The organism is Pseudoalteromonas sp. LC2018020214, assembly GCF_016598755.1.
Classification (GTDB): Bacteria; Pseudomonadota; Gammaproteobacteria; order Enterobacterales; family Alteromonadaceae; genus Pseudoalteromonas; species Pseudoalteromonas distincta.
Genome location: NZ_CP066805.1, coordinates 120,701 through 136,720 on the forward strand (window position 1 = coordinate 120,701; position 16,020 = coordinate 136,720).

Sequence of the window (16,020 nt, forward strand, 5' to 3'; positions counted from 1 at the left end):
TTTCCAAATCTCTTCTTTTAACCAAAGCAGCTGTTTATAAAGTATAAGTAAGCTTGTTTATAAAAATAATTTTTATAAATTATAGTTTTACTTTCACACCCAGCATAAACTCATGACTTGCTGCACTATCTATTTTAAAACCATCGGTAAAATCATCTTGCCCTGTTTTAACGTCACCAAACTCAATATATTGGTATTCAGTATAAACAGATACTGTTTTGTTAATTTCATAGTTAACACCAGCACCCACGTTCCATGTAAAATCTGTAGAGTTATCATCTGCGTAATTATCATAATAACCATCTACTGCACCATCAAAAGCATCGAAACCTGCAATACCAGCGCCACCAAGTTTAGCGGAATAACTATTATCAGCTAACCCTAAGCCTAATTTTATATAAGGAGTGAATGCTGTTGTATTAGTAAAGTCATAAAAGCCTTCTATCGTATAAGTCGTGCTTTGTAAGTCGCCATTTAATGAGTACTGCTCACCATCTCGAGCGCCAGATCCTATTTTTGATTCATTAAAATCACTATCGTGGTAACCAATGCGAGCCTCTAATCTAAATTGTTGATTAAATTTATAACCTAAACCAATAATTGCAACACTCCCGTTTCCTGCATCAAACTCTGAAGGAAAGTCTTCATCTACTGCTATATTATTACCGATTGCCTTTGAATCATTTGCCTGTGTGCTGTAACCAAGTTGTGCCGTACCATAAAAACCTTCAGCCTGTGCTAATAAAGGAGTTACAGAGGTAATTGCAAGTGCTAAAAAGATGCTTTTGTTAATTTTTTTCATTGTAGTTCCTGAAGTATTAATACTGCCAATTACGACTTTGTTAATGGCAAATTGAGTGTTGATTAATTCGGAAGTAATATAACTTTTAGTTATTATGATGAATATATACAATAAACATACTTAACAGTTTAAATAAACAGAACAATGATAAATCATTTACGCCATATGGCCGTTTTTACAAAAGTTGTTGATTTAGGATCTTTTAGATTAACGGCGAAAGAATTAGGACTTGCTCCCTCTCGTGTAAGCCAGACTATTTCTGATCTAGAAAGTTTTTTAGGAGTAACTCTACTTCATAGAACGACCCGAAAGCTTTCACTCACAAAAGAGGGCAACACATTTTATAAACATGTTTGTCAGATATCTAAAAGTGCAGAAGCTGGCCTTAACGATATAAGTTCATTGGCAGCAGAGCCTAAGGGGACTTTAAAAGTATCTCTTCCAGCTTTTTTGGCTTCTTCTCATATGTCTTCTGCCATTGCAGAGTTTGCGAAGAAATTTCCTAAAATAACCCTGAACTTAATTTATTCAGATCATATTATGAATATCATGGATGAAGGGTTGGATTTGAGCATCCGTGTAGGTTGGCTAGAAGATAGCTCTATGGTTGCAAGAAAAATTAGCGAAAGTAGTAGGTTATTAGTTGCTGGAAAAGAGTTTATAAATAGATATAAAACACCTGTTCACCCTCATGACTTGAAAAATTGGGACTGGATACATTTTAGCATGCGGTCAAATACAATTGAGTTTACTTCCGCGACAAACGAAACTGTTAGCATTATAGAGAACTCACGTATTAACGTTAACAGCGCCTGGGCAATGAGCTATTTTGCTACAAAAAACCTTGGCCTTGCTATTTTGCCCGAGCATCTGGCACTGGAGCATATTGCAACCGGTAAACTCGTGCATGTATTACCTAATTGGACTTTAAAACCTCTTGGGTATTATGCAGTTTGGCCAAATAACTCGCGAAGAGAAAACCTAACTTTAATGTTAGTTAGGTTTTTAGCTGAACGAGGATTGTCATCTGACACCTTTTAAAGGGTTTAGTTATCCCACTCTTTTAAAGCGTCTTTAACGTAGGTATAGCGCCAAGAGCTTAATAAATCAGGCTTAATATGGCTTTGTTTTTGCTCATTAGTTAACTTCCAATTCCAACTAATCAATTGATTAATTTGCTTTTTAGAGGCCATAACGTCTTCTGGTATATTGTGCTCTTTAGCGACTTTAGTGATCTTTTGTTTAATATCTTTGGCTACTTTTTTATAGGTAGGAAAATCAATTAAGCGCTTAAGTACATCAGGATGCTCAGCATCTGGTATTGCTTTGGCAACTTCAATACACTTGATTATATCTACACCAGAGCGATTAACTTCAATAGCTTCAACTCCTGGAATTTGACGTAGAGCATTTAAACTTGAAGGACCACGTTTGGCAATTTCAGTCATGTTATGTTCTTTTAACACAAAATTTAGCGCTAAATTTTTCTTAATGGCTTTGTTTCTGCGCCATACAGCAAGTTCTTTTAAAACCGCGAGTTCGTGCGGTTTGAGTTGCCATGCATTTTTAATATCTTTATATAAAAGTTCGTCTGGTGTTTGAAATGCACGTTTTTTAGCTATCAGCTCACTCTCGTTTATTACAATATCAAAGAACCCAGCGGCATTAATACGTTCTATAATCAGCTCAAAACATGGCAATAAATAAAAAGTATCTGCAGCAGCATAATCTAATTGTTTTTTAGTTAACGGACGTTGCAGCCAGTTAGTCCGTGACTCACTTTTATCTATTTCAATACCTTGCAACTCTTTTACCATAAGGGCAAAGCCCATACAGTTACCTTCCCCAAGTAACTGCAACGCAAATTGAGTATCAAAAAGTGGGGATGGAACAAAGCCTGCGTATTTTTGAAAAACCTCAATATCTTCTGAAGGAGAATGTAGTACTTTTAAAACACTAGGATCTTTTAATATTTCCCAAAAATCGAATAATGAGAGCTCAGCTAACGGATCGATAAGCGCTAAATGCTCACCATCAAAAACTTGGATAAGTGCAACTTCTGGATACAAAGTGCGACGACGCATAAACTCAGTATCAATAGCTAAAATAGGCTTATTTTTTATTTGTTCAACAAAAGTGTTCAGTTGATTTTGGGTTTCGATCAATTGGTATTGCACTTAATCTCCTACAATAAAAAAGCCGACATATGTCGGCTTTTTTATAGGTTGCTAATCTTTCAAGGCTCTTCGGAGTATTTTACCTACGTTAGTTTTAGGTAACTCATCCCTAAACTCTACCAGTTTTGGGACCTTGTAATTAGTTAAATTATCACGACAGTGACTTATTATATCTTTTTCAGTTAAAGAAGGGTCTTTTTTAACAACAAAAACTTTAACTTGTTCACCACTTACATCGTGAGGAATACCAATAGCAGCAACTTCAAGCACACCTTCGTGCATAGCCACTACCTCTTCTATCTCATTAGGGAAAACATTAAAGCCAGATACAATGATCATGTCTTTTTTGCGATCTACAATAAAGAAGAAACCTTCATCGTCATAAGTTGCAATATCACCTGTTGCAAACCAGCCATCTTTTAAACATTCAGCTGTTGCATCTGGTCGCTTGTAATAGCCCACCATTACTTGCGGGCCTTTAACACAAAGCTCGCCAGGTTCACCTTTAGCAGCTTCTTCGCCGTTATCTAAAACTAATTTAATATCAGTGTTAGGCGCAGGTAAACCGATAGAGCCATTGTATGCTTTCAAATCAAAAGGACTAATAGTAACTAAAGGAGAACATTCTGTAAGGCCATAACCTTCCATTAATTTTGAGCCAGTCACTTTTTGCCATTTTTCAGCAACAGGACGTTGAACGGCCATACCGCCGCCTAAAGACATTTTTAAATGACTAAAATCAAGTTCAGCAAAACCTGGTGTGTTTAATAAACCATTAAATAATGTATTAACACCGGTAATAGCTGTGAAATTGTGTTGACCCAGCTCTTTAACAAACCCAGGCATATCTCGTGGGTTTGTAATTAATATATTTAAACCACCGTACTTCATAAATGTTAGGCAGTTAGCTGTTAAGGCAAATATATGATAAAGCGGTAAAGCAGTCACAACCACTTCTTCACCACGGTTTAACACTTTGTCTAAACAACCTGAAACTTGTTCAAGGTTACCAACCATGTTGCCATGGCTCAGCATTGCCCCTTTAGATACACCTGTTGTGCCACCGGTGTACTGTAAAAATGCAAGATCAGACAAGCTCATTTCAGGGCGCGTGTATTTAGCTTCATCTGCAGCTAAAACGTCTGAAAATTTAATTGTGTTAGGCAAGTTGAACTTTGGCACCATTTTTTTAATGTGCTTCACAACAAAGTTAACTACATGCTTTTTAAGCCCGCCAACCATATCGCCTACTTGCGTGACCACAATATGCTTAACATCAGTATGAGCAAGTGACTTTTCAAGTGTGTCAGCAAAGTTTGCTAGGATGAAAATAGCCGTAGTGTCAGAGTCTTTTAGCTGATGCTCTAATTCACGTACCGTGTAAAGTGGGTTAACATTTACAACCACACAACCTGCACGCAAAACACCTAAAATTGTGACTGGTGTTTGTAGTAAGTTAGGCATCATTACGGCGACTTTATCGCCTTTTTTAAGACCCAAATCATTTTGAATATAGGAAGCAACTTTTTTTGTTGCTGTGTCTATTTCATCGTAAGACATCGTTTTACCCATATTCGTAAATGCAGGTAAATCGGTGTAGTCACTAAAACTTTTTTCGAACACTTCGAGTAACGAGTTGTAATGCTCAGGATCGATTGTTTCAGGCATACCCTTTGGGTAGCGCTTAAGCCAGATTTTTTCCACTCTTAGCCCCTGTTTATAATTATATTTTTATTAACCTTAATCTAAGTAAGGCGCTTTAACAATTGAGCAAATACTCTAATGCAGGAATAATCCCACATTTAACACAAACTTACAATTAACATGCACCATTTTGCAGCATAAAGTCTTGAATATGCTCAAAACATAGTTCACTGCTTTGCATGTGGCAATGATGCCCACCATCTACATTAATGACCTTCAAGCTATTGTAATAACTAATATACTTTGCCAAATTTTGTTTTACAAACGAATAACCTTCGTTACCTAAAATTAATTGACATGGTGCAATTAAATCTTTTATTGCACCAATACATTGCGCCTCATCAAACCTAAAACCTGAGTGATTTTTGAGCTTTGGATCTGTTGTTAGCACAAAACCATCTCGAACCTGTTTTATATTTCGCTGCATTAATAGCGTAATAAGCTCGCTATTTAAATCGGTTGTTTGAGCGCGTGCTTCATAAATAAGTTCTTTCGATTTATAAATTCTCGACTTTTTATTTTTTAAACGTGCTCTATTTAGTACCGCACTTTTTAACTGTTCACACACACCTTCACTCGGGGTTGTAACACAACCAATTCCCTCAATAAAGGTAACAGACTTTACATAATCGCTAAAGCAGCTTGCAAAAAGTCCTGCAACCATAGCCCCCATTGAATGACCTACTAAATGTACTTTTTTAACACCAAGCGCATTTATAAGTTGGTACACATCGTCAATATAATCAACAAAATAATAGTGTGCATCATCACTTCGCCAAGACGATAAACCGTGCCCAACAAAGTCAATGCAGTACCAAGTGTGTTTTGGGTTAACGTTGTTTAACATTGGCATAAAGCTATGGCAGTTGTCTAACCACCCATGCAACGCTATTACTATTTCGTTCCCTGAACCTACTTTTAAGCCATGAATATTTAAATTATTGGTTTCAATATTAAATGGCTGCACGGTAAGTCCTTTATTAATTTAGAGCATCATTATTTATAGCATACAAGTTGTCAGACCACTAACCGAGAAAATAGTGCCAAATTCGCTATTTAATTATCTTGATGATCTAAAGAAAGCAAAAAATATAAAATAAAATTTAAACAATATCATAAGTTTAATTACAAAAAAAATAAGCTGATCTTTTTAAATATGTTTGCTTTGTATACCTTTTAAACAATTAAAAGATGATAACATTATATGTAGTTAAGCTATAACCAGTATAATTTAAATAAATAGAACTAACAGCGTTAACTACAATTCTATTTATATAACCCCAAATTATAAATATCTTAGATATTCATTTATTTATCATACTATCTGTATACAATATCAGCGGCTATTAAATAAGGTACACTCATAAGGTACACAACCATGAAAAAACAGATCAGCTTATTAGCGCTTTTATGCACCGCTTCTGGTGCTTACGCAGAATCAGCACCTAAAAATGTAATTTATATGATTGGTGACGGCATGGGTCCGGCTTACACCACGGCTTATCGCTATTTTAAAGATGACCCTGCAACAAAAGAAGTAGAAGGCACGGTTTTTGACACTATTTTAAAGGGTATGGCTCGTACCTACCCTGATGACCATACTTATGTGACAGACAGCGCAGCAGGTGCTACAGCACTCAGTAGCGGTCATAAAAGTTACAATGGCGCAATTGCAGTAGATACAGACAAAAAATCAGTTAAAACCATGCTGGAAATAGCAAAAGAGCGCGGTATGACAACAGCGCTTGTAGCAACTTCACAAATTAACCACGCAACCCCAGCAAGTTTTGCGGCGCATAATGAATCACGTAATAATTATAATGACATTGCCAATGATTACATCGACAACAAAATTGCGGGTAAATTACCGGTTGATTTAATGCTTGGTGGCGGTACTAAATACTTTATTCGTGATGACCGTAATTTAGTTGATGAATTTAAAGCCGCTGGTTATCAATATGGCGACGACATTAAAAACCTAGGGCAAATTACACAAATACCTGCAATTGGTTTATACGCATCTAAAGGCTTACCTTTTGCATTAGATGAAAACCCAACTCGTCTTACTCAGTTAACGTCTAAAGCACTTGGTTTATTAGATAATCAAAACAAAGAAGGCTTTTTTGTGATGATTGAGGGCAGCCAAATTGATTGGTGTGGTCACTCTAACGATATAGCCTGTGCAATGGCTGAGATGGATGATTTTGCTAAATCAATCGAAAAAGCAAAAGCCTATGTAGATAAAAACAAAGATACTATTTTAGTCATTACTGCAGATCACTCTACAGGAGGTTTAACCCTTGGCGCACATGGTCAATACAAATGGGAAACTGATGTAGTAAAAGGTGTTAAAGCAACTGCTGGTAAACTAACTCAACTTTTACTAGATTCTGATGATTTAAAACCAGTATGGACTGCTAACACCAATATTGAATTTACAACTGAAAACCAAATAAAACTTGAGCAAGCTAAAAAAATGGGTGAAAAAGCGCTTAATTTAGCTGTTAAAAGTATTATTAGTGATGCGAGCTTTACTGGCTGGACAACCGGCGGACACACCGCTGTAGACGTTCAAGTATTTGCCTATGGCAAAGGCAGTGAGCAATTTATTGGCTCACAAAATAATACTGATATTGCCGATAAGCTAATTGGCTTTATTGAACAGTAATACCAATCCGCAATAATACTTAATCAATTTGAGGGGTTAAATCTGACGTTAACTACGTTAAAAATTTCTGATATAGAACAACTAAATAACGAAATTTTTGCCTTGTTATCGACACGATTTTCTTCCCTCAAAATAGATCACTTAATTAAGCGAATTGGTATAATTCACCTCGTTTTTAACACAAAAAGCCCGAACACATGTTCGGGCTTTTTATTAAATTTTATCACTGTATTTATCTAAACGTTTGAATGAGCTTTAAGCGTATATATCAACGCCTATTAAATTTTGTACTTCGGCTCTGCGTTCTAAATTTGCAAATTCAGTATAAGTAGAAATCGCTTTGCTTACTTGAGCTGTCGGTTGGTCGTAAATTGTTTGGCTGTATTCATTGCTTTTAGCACTGCTTTTAAACAGTTGATTAGCCAGTTCGACGCCCTCGACACTGCTTTTTACATAATCGGTATTCGTTTTTTGAGCAGCCGGCTGGTCTAATAAACTCTGTGGTTTATTAGTAACAACTTTAGTAGGGCTAACCCTACCCGGAATATCTCCGGTAAAAAAACCTGAACCAATAGGCAGCGTCATTACGCGTCTCCAACCTTAATATCGCATAAAATTATGATTTAAAAACAACCAATTTGCAAATAATATGATTACTCACGTCCTGGTAGCTTTTTCCACGTTACCGTATCGCGCACATATTTAGGTTGAGCGTCACTCGCTTTTACAACGTCACCCGCTAAAAATGCGGCTTCAACATGCGCTAACATATAACGCGCATCAGGCAATGTAATATCAGTATTAATTGTCACGTTTTCAAAGTCATTAAGCGCATCAGGATAGGTTTTAAAGCCCGTGCCTACCGCTACAGATGGCTCACTGGTCGCTATATAATCATTGTTTAGTAAATCAGGTTTTATAACGCATTCTTGGTTAACTAAAAGCATTAGATTATTTTGCGCTTGGTAATGTGCAAAGTATATCTCACCCATGCGTGCATCTATGCTTGGATAAACACTAAGACTACCGTTTTGTTCAAATGCTTGTTGCGCCATAATAGCCAAAGTAGACACACCTACAAGCGGCAAGTTAGTTGAATACGCTAAACCTTGTGCTATTGCTACACTAATACGCACACCAGTAAAACTGCCCGGGCCTTGCCCAAAACCAATGACATCTAAGTCTTTTAATTTACAGTTTGCTTTAGTTAATAGCTCATCCACAAGTGGAAGTATTTTTTGGCTATGTTGCTGCGGACATTCTTCAAAATGATGAAATGTTTGGCCCTGAAAATGTAAAACAATTGAAAGTGCTTCAGTTGAAGCATCAAGGGCAAGAATATTACTTTTGATCATTTTATTACTCTAATTAATTTGTTTTAAAAATGTATTGGCATCTTCTAAGCTTCGCGTGCGGCGCATCGGCGGTAAGCTTTTTAAAAATACTTGGCCATATTGGCGTGTAACTAAGCGATTATCGCATATTACAAGTACGCCTTTGTCTTTACTATCTCGAATTAAACGCCCTACACCTTGTTTTAGCGCAATAACAGCCTGCGGTAATTGTATGTGTGAAAAAGGGTCTTTTCCCTGCATTTGGCAATCTTGCATTTTAGCTTGAAGCAATGGATCGTCAGGGGCTGCAAATGGCAATTTGTCTATAATAACACAGCTTAGTGTACTGCCGCGTACATCAACGCCTTCCCAAAATGAAGCCGTGCCCAGTAATACAGCATTACCATGGCGGGTAAATTTCTCTAAAATAATACGCTTAGACATTTGCCCCTGCATATAAACTGGGTAGTCTATTTGTGTGGTGAGCCCTTCGGCCACTAAGTGCATCATTCGATAGCTAGTAAATAACACAAAACAACGCCCTTGCGCTGACTTTATAAGCTCAAGTGTTAATTTTACAATCGCATGCGGCATATTATCAGCATGCGATTCAGGTAAGTAACGCGGTAAACACAGCAGCGCCTGATTAGGGTAATCAAATGGGCTATCTACCATCATGCTTTGCTTTGGTTTTAAACCAAGGCTTGCATTAAAGTGCTCTAGTTTGTTGTCGACCGAAAGTGTTGCTGATGTGAATACAAAGCCTGCGCCCGTGTCTTGCATCATTTGAGCAAATTTAGCTGATACATTTAATGGCGTTATATTAATAGTTAAATAACGGCGCGTTGTTTCATACCAGTAACTAAAACCGGTTTGGGCTGTATCAAAAACCCGCTCTAACTGCCCTTTAAACGCAAGTGCACGCTCAAACGGGTGCTCAATTTTGTCGCTTCTATCTAGGCAAAGTTTAAGTACTTGATAAACAAAATCTAAATCACTGATCACACGATGAAGTGCCGCGCATATTTGTTTATCACTTAGCTTTTCTCGCCAATCGCCTCTACTGCCATCAACACCAAACTGTAATCGTAAATCAGCAACGCTTGTTTCAAGCTTATTTAAGCTTTTACCTAGCTGCAGCATATCGGGAATTTCGGCTCTATAAATAGCACGTAAATCATTAATTAAATCCACCAGCTTTTTAGTACTAATACTCTCACCAAAATAATCACTGGCAATTTCGCTTAACTGGTGGGCTTCATCAAATATATACGCATCGGCTTTTGGCATAAGCTCAGCAAAGCCACTTTCTTTTACAGCCATGTCGGCAAAAAATAAATGGTGATTAATCACAACTACATCGGCATCGGCCGCAGTTAAACGTGCTTTGCGTATATAACAGCTTTGAAAATCTGGACACTCTTTACCTAAGCAATTATCGGCTGTTGAATTTACATAAGGCAGTACTTTCGCGTCATCTTCTATACCAATACAATCGGCTAAATCGCCTGACTGCGTTTCACTGGCAAACTTAGCCACCATCGCTAGTTGGTGCATTACGTCGGAGTCATCAGTAGGCACATGCGCAACATGCTGATTAAGTCGGTAGGTACATAAGTAATTGGCACGCCCTTTTAATAAGGCGGTTTTTTTAGAAGCACCAAGCGCTTTCACTAATTGAGGTAAATCGCGGTGGTATAACTGTTCTTGTAAGGCTTTAGAACCAGTCGATATTATCGTTCGGCCTTTTGATTTAAGTGCAGGGGCTAAATATGCAAATGTTTTACCAGTGCCCGTGCCTGCTTCAACAACTAATTGCGAACTGTTTTTTAATGCATCTGCAACAGCTACTGCCATATCAATTTGTGGTTGGCGAGGCGTATATCCATCTAACGATGACGCCAAAGGCCCGGTTGCACTAAACAGCTGTTTGATAATACCAATCACTTTAAAATAAATAATAGCGGGATTTTACGTAAGCAAAGCATTTAGGGCAAGTAATTACAAAATCGACTTTTATTTTATGATGCAACACACGTTTCAATAATGTGATTAACCACTAAAGTTTACAACAAACACTGTATTTATAACGTACATTTAATTTAATAATGACAATATTTACAAAGCCTAATTTCCTATTAACTCTTACTAAAAACAATCCTCATTAAAAGCTATATTTAGGCATAAATACTGTGACTCTCAAATATTACAGGAGTAACATACGCGGGTTTATAATCCTCCTTTTTGTGTGTCGTTTAAAAAATAGTTAAGGTTAATCAATGAATGCTTGGTACCTCATTTGTTTTCTCTCTGCAATTGCAATTTTTATAGCCTTTGCAAACCAGTACATCCTCAAAATGCAAACTACCATTGCCATTACTACTGGCTCTGTGGTTATTTCTTTATTACTGATTATTGCAGTAAAATTATTAGGCGATCAGAACGCATTAGCAATGACCCAAATTGTTTCCAGTATTGACTTTAACGAGTTACTACTTAAAGGCATGTTGGGGTTTTTACTTTATGCGGGTGCGCTCGAAATAAACCTACTTGCCCTGCGTAAGCAGCGGTGGGAAATTACTGCCCTGGTATTGTTTTCAACCATTGCTTCCACATTTATAGTGGGTTATTTAAGCTTTTATTTATTTTCAGTTTTTGGTTTTGATGTCCCTTTTATTTATTGTTTACTGTTTGGTGCGCTTATTAGCCCAACCGACCCTATCGCTGTACTTGCTATTATTAAACAAATGCGAGCGCCAGAAGGCATCTCTGTTCAAGTAGAAGGTGAGTCGCTATTTAACGATGGTATTGGTTTAGTTATATTTACCACTATATTTTCTGTTGCTTTTTATGGCACCGATGCACAATTTGGTGACATAGCAGAGCTATTCTTTGTTGATGCAATAGGAGGCATTGCGTTTGGTTTAGTCATTGCATTAGTTGGCCACTTTTTAATTATTAATAGCCGCGATGTAAATATTCGCCTATTAATTACCTTAACTATCCCAACAGCAGGTTTTGCTGCAGCAAATATTTGGGAAATATCTGGCGCACTTGCCATGGTAACCAGTGGCATATTAATGGGTAATATTACCCGCACTAAAGCAACCGAGCGCACGGGCCCCGAAGACACGCGCTACGTAAAAGATTTTTGGCATGCAACCGACAGCTTTCTAAATGCTCTACTGTTTTTAATAATAGGTATGCTAATAGTCACTATGCCAATCACGCTTGGAGAAATTGGTTTAGGCTTATTAATGGTACCTGTTGTACTGCTAGCACGCTTTATAAGTGTAGGCGCACCATTTGTAATTTTTAAACGCTTTAGAACTTACGATAAACACAGTGTTAAAATTTTGACCTGGGGTGGACTACGTGGTGGTCTTGCTCTGGCAATGGCGGCAGCAATCCCACGCGAGCAAGTTTTTGTAGGCGGTTCAGACCTACATAACCTAATCGTTATTGTTACTTACGTAGTGGTTATATTTTCTATTATTGTACAAGGCTTAACTATTTCGCCGCTTATTCAAAGTAGCATTAAGTCAGCTGAGCAAGCCAAGTAATAAATGCTTTGTGAGCAATCAACTCAGTAACCAAGTTATTATATAAATCACTTGGTTACTGTTACTCACGTGTTACAAAAACACTTTAAAGTTCTATAAATTGTTATCCTTTTTATTTATCTGCTTTGTTTAAATTAATCCGCTTGAAATGCAAATGAAAACAATTATAATTTTGACTTTTCCTCTACAGGGCTTTTCAATGTCCATAAATAATTCTCACATGTTTTTAAATTTGGTGTCTCTGAGCAAACGACAATTTCAATGTTTTTTTATGCTTTTTATAATGGTCATGGCAAGCTTTAGTGTTTCAGCCTCGCCTAATGAGCAAACAAAAATAAAACAAATTGCACAGCTTGCAGAGTATGTAGGTGTTGATTACGTGGCAGCTGTTGGGAATGGTGAAATACTTGATCCTGACGAATATCAAGAAATGACTGAATTTTCGCACGTTATTATTGAGCAAGCTGGACAGCTATCAAGCCAAACAAATGAGTTTGATACAGTAAAAGCACAAGCTAAAGCCCTGCATACAGCGATTGCCAATAAAGCGAGTGTTGCCGATGTACGTGCAGCAAGCTCAGCGCTTCGTGAGTCGCTACTGACCTTTATGCCGCAACTATCGTTACCTACATCACTACTTCCTGTTGAGCAAACTAAAGCGCTTTTTGCTGCTAACTGTTCAATGTGTCACGGCCCAAGTGGTCAAGGCGACGGCCCGCTTGCAAAAAACTTATCGCCAGAGCCTACCAACTTTACCGATGAAGAACGCGCAACTAACCGCTCATTAATGGGTTTATTTGACGCTGTAAGTAACGGTATTAACGACACGCCAATGGTTGCTTTTACTCAATTTAATGAACAACAACGTTGGTCTTTAGCTTTTTATGTAGGTAGCTTGGCATTTAAAGATGTTCAAAAACCACAAAATCTAGAGCAAAACATTACCGCTTCGCAGATTGTAAACTTAAACCCTGCACAATTATCGGCAGGTCAAAGTGAAGCACAAGCTCATTACGTTAAATGGCTTCGTGGTAATCCAGAGCAACTATTTACCGGTAAAAAGAATCCGATAACGGTTACTCGCACGCAGTTACTTGCAGCACAAGCCGCGCATGCTAAAGGCAATTACTCACAAGCAAGTGATTTAGCAATTAGCGCTTACCTAGATGGCTTTGAGCTTGTTGAAAACAACTTAAATGCCTACGACGAAACACTGCGTAAAAACATCGAAGTACAACTGATGAACCTGCGCCAAACATTTAAAAACGAGAAAGATGCAGCCATCGTTGACGAAAAAGTAAGTGCAACGCTAGCTCAACTCGCTAAAGCAGATAGCATGCTAAACGAAACCAAACTAACTGATGGTGCACTCCTCTCAGCGAGTTTAGTTATATTACTACGCGAAGGCCTAGAAGCACTCCTCGTTATTATTGCCCTTATGACCGTACTTATTAAAACTAAACGCCAAGACGCGCTTAAATATGTACATGTTGGTTGGGTAACCGCACTTCTTGCAGGTGGTTTAACGTGGGCTGCGGCGCAAACATTAATAGAAATAAGTGGTGCAAGTCGCGAAGTTATGGAAGGTGCTGGTGCATTGTTTGCCGCTGTTATTTTACTGTATGTTGGCGTATGGATGCACAGTAAAACCAGTGCGCAACAATGGCAAAAATATATAAAAGACAATATAGATAAGCGCCTTGAGTCGGGTACATTATGGGGTTTAGCAGGGCTTTCTTTTATTGCCGTATACCGTGAAGTATTCGAAACCGTATTGTTTTATCAGTCTTTATTAACGCAAAGCTCGCCTGCCCAATATTCATCTATTGCTTCGGGTTTTGCGATAGCTGTAGCAATACTGGCTATTATTACGTGGGTATTAATTAAGTACTCAATTAAATTACCGGTTGCTAAGTTTTTTGCAATTACCACTTACCTATTATTTGCACTCTCGTTTGTGCTTATGGGCAAAGCTGTTATTGCATTACAAGAGGCCGATATAATAGGTATTGCGCCGCTACCAATGAGCTTTGATATTGCATGGCTTGGTATAAAATCAACATGGCAAGGTATTGTGGCTCAAATATGTGTGTTCGCTATATTTAGCTTTTATATATTTAAAAGTAAAAGTCAGAACTAATTAGTTCAACAGAAAAAGGGAAGTCTATTTATAGGCTTCCCTTTTATAATTCTAGCAATATACAGTAACTGTAACCTATGCCCATGTATCTAAATGGGAGTTTTCATCATCGTCTACGTTAGACTTTTTTTTACTATTTTGATCATCAAGCATATTGAGCTTTTTCTTTTTTTGTAGCTCACGCCTTTTTTTATTCTCTAGCTCAACTTTTTCAGCGGCCGATCCACTTTGCACACCCGCAATATGAAAAGCACTTTTTGACTCAACTTCTAGTCTGGTTATTCTTCCTAAATAAGGAATCATGATATCCATACACACTTCCTTAGTTTACTGTTAAATTATCTAAACGCTTGGTTTGGCTAATAAACAAACAAATATATGCAAAAATTGCACTTTCCTTCTTAATATTATCGACAGTTATAAGATATGCTTTAATTAAGCTAAAAAAAACTTGCCATAATATGGCTGTTTATGTTTTTATGAATGCGAAATTTATTTAAACAGATAACAACTGAACGTTACTATAACAACGAGCAGTTAAATAGGATAAAAAATGCGCTTAAACCTGACAACAGTACATCATCACCACCATTCACCGGAATAACCTGTCAGGTCTTTCGCTGAGAGGTTATTCCTAAAAGGAACCTCTGGCGATTCAAAAAACATTGATTCATTTTCGCCCTGAGGTTCCCCTCGGGGTTTTTAGTTTTTAAATTAAAGGAAAATGAATAATGAGTAACACAAATCGTCTACGTATCGCCATCCAAAAAGGCGGCCGCCTATCTAAAGATTGTCAAGATCTGTTAAAACAGTTAGGTGTTAAACTTAACCTTCGTGAACAACGCTTAATTGCACACTCAACTAATATGCCAATTGACGTACTACGTGTGCGCGATGACGATATTCCTGGTTTAGTAATGGACGGTGTATGTGATTTAGGTATTGTTGGCGAAAACGTACTAGTAGAAGTTCAAGCAGAACGTGAACGCCAAGGTGTTCCAAGCGAAGTAAACAAACTTTCAAAACTAGATTTTGGTTACTGTCGTCTTGCACTTGCATGGCCACAAGAGCTAGGCGCTCGCGATAAGAGTTGGTTTGAAGGCAAACGTATTGCAACTACCTACCCAGAAATTTTAACTCAGTGGTTAAAGCGCGAAGGCATCAACGCAAGTACAGTAATGCTTACAGGCTCTGTTGAAGTAGCACCACGTGCAGGTTTATCTGATGCAATTTGTGATTTAGTATCTACTGGCGCAACACTTGAAGCTAACGGCTTAATTCAAGGTGATACAATTTTAGAATCAAACGCATGTTTAATTCAAAATAAAGATCTGCAAGACGCTGACAAACTAGCACTAATCAATAAGCTTATGCCGCGCCTACGTGGTGTTAGACAAGCTAAAGAAAGCAAATACATCATGCTACACGCACCAAAAAACAAACTTGATGAAATTTGTGAAATTTTACCTGGTTCTGGTCAACCGACTCTACTTGCCCTTGCGGGTAATGAAGAATACGTAGCACTGCACATGGTAAGCAGCGAAACATTATTTTGGGAAACAATGGAGCAGTTAAAAGCCCTAGGCGCTAACTCTATTTTAGTTATGCCAATTGAAAAAATGATGGAGTAAG

Annotated in this window: 13 protein-coding genes; 5 read left to right on the top strand and 8 right to left on the bottom strand. The window is 37.6% G+C overall.

The annotated features are described in order from the left end of the window. Positions 1-79: 79 nt before the first annotated feature. Positions 80-802 carry an outer membrane protein gene (locus JG479_RS17045; protein ID WP_039487716.1) on the bottom strand — a complete coding sequence of 241 codons (723 nt, stop codon included), beginning with the start codon at positions 800-802 and terminating at the stop codon, positions 80-82. Between the two features lie 144 nt (positions 803-946). On the opposite strand from JG479_RS17045, the gene JG479_RS17050 reads away from it, so the two are divergent. After that, complete coding sequence (locus JG479_RS17050) at positions 947-1,843, top strand: LysR family transcriptional regulator (RefSeq protein WP_200220560.1); 897 nt, start codon at positions 947-949, stop codon at positions 1,841-1,843. A gap of 5 nt (positions 1,844-1,848) precedes the next feature. On the opposite strand, the gene rnd is transcribed toward JG479_RS17050, so the two are convergent. The 3 genes from rnd to JG479_RS17065 form a co-directional block, all read right to left on the bottom strand. Beyond that, a complete protein-coding gene (rnd, locus tag JG479_RS17055) occupies positions 1,849-2,979 on the bottom strand; it encodes a ribonuclease D (RefSeq protein WP_138490078.1) in 1,131 nt (376 codons plus the stop codon). Positions 2,980-3,030: 51 nt separating this feature from the next. Next, on the bottom strand, positions 3,031-4,683 hold the full coding sequence (gene fadD, locus JG479_RS17060) for a long-chain-fatty-acid--CoA ligase FadD (protein ID WP_200220561.1): 1,653 nt from the start codon (positions 4,681-4,683) through the stop codon (positions 3,031-3,033). A gap of 115 nt (positions 4,684-4,798) precedes the next feature. Beyond that, positions 4,799-5,650: an alpha/beta hydrolase gene (locus tag JG479_RS17065; RefSeq protein ID WP_200220562.1), complete on the bottom strand. Its 852-nt coding sequence runs from the start codon at positions 5,648-5,650 to the stop codon at positions 4,799-4,801. A gap of 411 nt (positions 5,651-6,061) precedes the next feature. On the opposite strand from JG479_RS17065, the gene JG479_RS17070 reads away from it, so the two are divergent. Further along, the gene (locus tag JG479_RS17070; protein WP_182720319.1) at positions 6,062-7,351 is read left to right on the top strand and encodes an alkaline phosphatase; all 1,290 of its coding nucleotides are present in this window, start codon (positions 6,062-6,064) and stop codon (positions 7,349-7,351) included. Between the two features lie 255 nt (positions 7,352-7,606). On the opposite strand, the gene JG479_RS17075 is transcribed toward JG479_RS17070, so the two are convergent. The 3 genes from JG479_RS17075 to JG479_RS17085 all read right to left on the bottom strand — a co-directional run bounded on the left by JG479_RS17075 (position 7,607) and on the right by JG479_RS17085 (position 10,632). Further along, positions 7,607-7,936, bottom strand: coding sequence for a hypothetical protein (locus JG479_RS17075; protein ID WP_007580633.1), 330 nt, complete (start codon positions 7,934-7,936; stop codon positions 7,607-7,609). Between the two features lie 68 nt (positions 7,937-8,004). Beyond that, positions 8,005-8,706 carry a tRNA (adenosine(37)-N6)-threonylcarbamoyltransferase complex dimerization subunit type 1 TsaB gene (gene tsaB, locus JG479_RS17080; protein ID WP_024591060.1) on the bottom strand — a complete coding sequence of 234 codons (702 nt, stop codon included), beginning with the start codon at positions 8,704-8,706 and terminating at the stop codon, positions 8,005-8,007. A 9-nt stretch (positions 8,707-8,715) separates the two neighbouring features. Then, the gene (locus tag JG479_RS17085) at positions 8,716-10,632 is read right to left on the bottom strand and encodes an ATP-dependent DNA helicase (protein ID WP_101163490.1); all 1,917 of its coding nucleotides are present in this window, start codon (positions 10,630-10,632) and stop codon (positions 8,716-8,718) included. A 332-nt stretch (positions 10,633-10,964) separates the two neighbouring features. Between JG479_RS17085 and JG479_RS17090 the strand changes: the two genes are divergently transcribed. Together JG479_RS17090 and JG479_RS17095 are read left to right on the top strand one after the other, a co-directional pair. Next, complete coding sequence (locus JG479_RS17090; RefSeq protein WP_007580638.1) at positions 10,965-12,248, top strand: cation:proton antiporter; 1,284 nt, start codon at positions 10,965-10,967, stop codon at positions 12,246-12,248. Positions 12,249-12,531: 283 nt separating this feature from the next. Further along, positions 12,532-14,388, top strand: a complete 1,857-nt coding sequence (locus JG479_RS17095; RefSeq protein ID WP_200220741.1) for an FTR1 family protein — start codon at positions 12,532-12,534, stop codon at positions 14,386-14,388. Positions 14,389-14,463: 75 nt separating this feature from the next. Here JG479_RS17095 and JG479_RS17100 read toward each other — a convergent pair whose 3' ends face one another. After that, positions 14,464-14,700 (bottom strand): hypothetical protein, encoded by a 237-nt coding sequence (locus JG479_RS17100; protein WP_149603697.1) that lies wholly within the window; start codon positions 14,698-14,700, stop codon positions 14,464-14,466. Positions 14,701-15,119: 419 nt separating this feature from the next. On the opposite strand from JG479_RS17100, the gene hisG reads away from it, so the two are divergent. Continuing rightward, positions 15,120-16,019 (top strand): ATP phosphoribosyltransferase, encoded by a 900-nt coding sequence (gene hisG / locus JG479_RS17105; protein WP_002960257.1) that lies wholly within the window; start codon positions 15,120-15,122, stop codon positions 16,017-16,019. Position 16,020: the final 1 nt, after the last annotated feature.